Annotated in this window: 5 protein-coding genes; 4 read left to right on the top strand and 1 reads right to left on the bottom strand. The window is 39.4% G+C overall.

Going from position 1 to position 3,671, the window contains the following annotated elements:
- Window positions 1-359 precede the first annotated feature (359 nt).
- The 3 genes from ACFFK0_RS00765 to ACFFK0_RS00775 all read left to right on the top strand — a co-directional run bounded on the left by ACFFK0_RS00765 (window position 360) and on the right by ACFFK0_RS00775 (window position 2,270).
- Window positions 360-668, top strand: a complete 309-nt coding sequence (locus ACFFK0_RS00765; protein ID WP_377467642.1) for a DUF3953 domain-containing protein — start codon at window positions 360-362, stop codon at window positions 666-668.
- Between the two features lie 134 nt (window positions 669-802).
- Window positions 803-1,066, top strand: a complete 264-nt coding sequence (locus tag ACFFK0_RS00770) for a hypothetical protein (RefSeq protein WP_377467644.1) — start codon at window positions 803-805, stop codon at window positions 1,064-1,066.
- Between the two features lie 658 nt (window positions 1,067-1,724).
- On the top strand, window positions 1,725-2,270 hold the full coding sequence (locus tag ACFFK0_RS00775) for a glutathione peroxidase (protein ID WP_377467646.1): 546 nt from the start codon (window positions 1,725-1,727) through the stop codon (window positions 2,268-2,270).
- A gap of 227 nt (window positions 2,271-2,497) precedes the next feature.
- On the opposite strand, the gene ACFFK0_RS00780 is transcribed toward ACFFK0_RS00775, so the two are convergent.
- Entirely contained in the window at window positions 2,498-2,899 is a 402-nt protein-coding gene (locus ACFFK0_RS00780) for a VOC family protein (protein ID WP_377467648.1), read from the bottom strand.
- Between the two features lie 185 nt (window positions 2,900-3,084).
- Between ACFFK0_RS00780 and ACFFK0_RS00785 the strand changes: the two genes are divergently transcribed.
- On the top strand, window positions 3,085-3,468 hold the full coding sequence (locus tag ACFFK0_RS00785; protein WP_377467650.1) for a nuclear transport factor 2 family protein: 384 nt from the start codon (window positions 3,085-3,087) through the stop codon (window positions 3,466-3,468).
- Window positions 3,469-3,671: the final 203 nt, after the last annotated feature.

Below are 3,671 nucleotides of genomic sequence, written 5' to 3' on the forward strand. Positions count from 1 at the left end.
TGTTGATCCGCTCCTGGATGATCGCCACCGCATTCTTATGCGCTTTCGAAATTCAGGTTTAGATTAGTGGATAGCGTAATTCTACTCTGCTTATTAGCCTTTGGGGTGCTCTTGTGTTCCATTGTATTGATTCTAGCGTTGTACAGTACATCCAAGAAGGTAACTGATTTACAGCTGTACCATGAAAAACTTATATTAAACGAGCGTACCCTTCATGCGAAGGAAATTAAGATAATCATGACCAAAGGTTACTTCAAACCTGTTATTGGCATACTGCCACATGGGAAAAATGTCGTCCCCATGAATTTAACGTTTCGTTTTATAAAGGATGAAGACAAAGGGTTCCCGGATTTGAAAAAATGGGCAGAAAGAAATCGTGTGAAAATGTGTTACAAATTGTTTCAAAACTGGATGTAATGGGGGTGGGAACAATGTTGAATATAAGCAAAGTTATTTTAGCGATAATCGTTATCGGTCTTTCTAGTTATCTTCTGATTACTAAGAACTTTGAATTAATGCCGTATTTGATGTTATTTTTAGCGATATTTATGTTGGTGACAGGACTAATCGAGTGCCAAAGAAACAGAAAAGGAATTTGGGGGTATTTAAGTATTTTAGTTTCTTTGTTTATTCTATTTGTCTCTATACAGGGCTTCTTATTCAACTAACGGGAGACGTTAGTTGGAAGATCTAGGGAGTAGTTGGCCGCGGCAACTGCTCCCTTTTCGCATTAGAGTAACGAGAGATTAATGCAATATTCATGTGGTACAATGTGGGAAAATACATAGAATGGAGTGAAACCTTGGATAAAGATGTGATGTGGGGGATTTTTGTTTCCGAAGATATAAAACGGTTTCCAAACTTCTTTCCGATCGGTTTTTACGCGACTCGTGAAAAGGCAGTTGAAGTAATTCAAGGGTTACCAAAAGATGTTAATTATGATTTGCTAAAGCTGCCTTTGAACCGCAATTTTGCTTATTTTCATAAGAAAAGCGGTAAGTTGGTAGGCATGGATGGTATTTACCACGAGCACTTTCATTTTAAGGGTGAACATGAAAGTGATTGAACTAACGAATTACGATGACGAGATCTAAGCTAAGAGGGGGCAGTTTATGATAAAGCCCGTACTAAAGTATCTTGTTTTTGCTTTGACTACGGACAGACTCTTTTCCATGCTCGATGAAGAGCAAATAATCAACGGCAGAGCGACATTTATAGTAGATACTTTTGGATCAAGCTGTAATTGAAAATGCATAAATGCAGTCTTACTAGATTCGATTCGTCCAACATGGAGAGAAGCAGCTTTAGCCATTAACCGCCATTTGAGTTGGGAATACGATAACATTAAATGTTGTGAATTGTCACTTAAGGAGATAACCATATCAGAGTAACAAATGAACAATTCGATGTTGTTTGTTATGATGTATATGATGGCAGATATGAGGGTGAAGAAGATGATAGCGAACTCGACATGTTCATTCAGATTAAATCAGCATGAGCATTACTTCATTGAATTACCCTGCAAATAACGCATAACGCGCTCCAAAATGAATCAGGACGTGTCAATCCAGGTCCTGCATGGATACGTACTCGTGTTACTGCGAAGCGCAAGCTCGAGTATAGGTTTTACCTATAGACATCATTTATTATATATATTTTTACAATAGTGATTCCTGCTATATGATGTTTATATCATAGGTGCCCAACCGAGGAGGAACGATCTGATGTCCTTTTATGATTTTAAGGTAAAGTCCATTGAAGGTAAATTGGTTGAATTGTCAACTTACCGGGGGAAAGTGCTCCTTATTGTAAATACTGCCAGCAGGTGCAGCTATTCTCGTCAATTTGCGGATATTCAAATGCTTTATGAAAACTATCATCACCAAGGGTTGGAGATACTCGGTTTTCCTTGTAACCAATTCAACGGGAAAGAACCGGGAAACAATTCGGAAGTATGGGCATATTGCGAGAGCACCTTTGGCTTGACGTTCCCTTTATTCGAGAAAGTAGAAGTAAGGGGTCAGAATGCTCATCCATTGTTTCAATTTTTAACTGAGCAAGCACCATTTCAAGGTTTCGATATCCAAACTGCCAACGGTCAATGGATGCACAACTTTCTGCAAGAAAAGTACCCTGATATATACGTTGGTGACGGAATCAAGTGGAATTTCACCAAGTTTTTGATCGATCGGAATGGTCACGTTCACGGAAGATATGAAACAACGACGGAACCGCTGGAAATAGAAGAAGTAATCGAATCACTGCTTTAAAAATATATTCCTTGGGTGATTGAACTAATTGGGGACGATAGCCAATGGATACTACTAAATCATGACGGCAGCCGGACACGACCAGCTGCCGTTTTTCCAACTTAAGCGCAGAGTTACTCCAATATATGGTGTGAAAGACGTGCTAAGAGAGATGGCAAGTCTATGGGAGTTAAGTCTCAAAGGTTTAACGGTGTAAGGGAGTTGTCTGATGACGAATTCGATTGCATTTAGGCAGGATTCACAGCGAAAATAGAATGAATATTTCCCTCGGGATCGCCGAAGAAGCCGGTAGTGTGACCCCAAGACTTGATTTGTGGTGCTGTGACGTCAATGGCTCCCTTCGAAACGAATTCATCGTACAATGCGTATACTTGCTCCGGTGAATCACATTGGAAATTTAGTTCGATGGCTTGTCCTTTACGACTTTCCCTGAAAGAAAAATAGCCGTTGGTATTCTCCTCCATCAGCGATTTAGAGCAAATGGCCAATCTCACGCCTGAATTACTGAATTCTACATAATGCTCCTCTTCTACAAGAATAGTAAATCCCAATACCTCCTGGTAAAACCTTGCCAATCGAGCAACATCGTCAGCTAGCAGTGTAAGTCCTTCCAGTTTTACTGTCTTCATGGTTTACCACACCTCCTTCTTGAGTTTAGCATAATCGTGCAATCGATGTTTACGATACGAGCTGCTTCTTCTTTCGTTAAACTTTAGAGCAGCCAAGTTCCAATATGTGGTACATTTATGTTGAGAAAAAGTACGTCGTCTTAAACAAAGGTATCGCCTTTAAAGTAAAGGAGAGGAGTACGGTTATGGATCGTAAAGAAATAAGAGGCATAATTGAAAATTATCTTGAAGCATACAATTCATTTGACATTGAAAGCATGGTTGAACTCCTGCACAAGGACATAATCTTCAGGAATATTTCCAACGGAGAAATTAACACGGAGACCAGAGGGATACAAGCATTTAGGGAGTTAGCACAACAGTCGTCGACGATGTTCTCCAGCCGCCGCCAGACAATTACCGATTACAGTGTTGTCAATGACAAAGTAGAGGTTGGGATCGATTATGAAGGTATTCTTGCCGTTGATTTTCCTAACGGATTAAAGATTGGGGATAAGCTTCAATTAAAAGGAAAGTCGAATTTTGAGATCACGGAAGGAAAAATCTTATTGATTGAAGATTACAGTTAAGTAATCCAGATGATTTTCTAAATCAAAATGGGAATTTTAGCATAAAAAGTACCCGTAACTAAAGGCTTCCTGAACCATCGGTGGCTTCTACTTAATGGTTTAAAGGTGATTATGAAATGAATATTATGTTCGGCGTAATTTCTAGAAGTCCGGTGAAAAAGTCCGCGTAAAGCAGGCCTTTATCACGGGTTTGTCGAATTTAT

Origin of the sequence: Paenibacillus chartarius (genome assembly GCF_042432825.1) — a bacterium.
GTDB lineage: Bacteria > Bacillota > Bacilli > Paenibacillales > NBRC-103111 > Gordoniibacillus > Gordoniibacillus chartarius.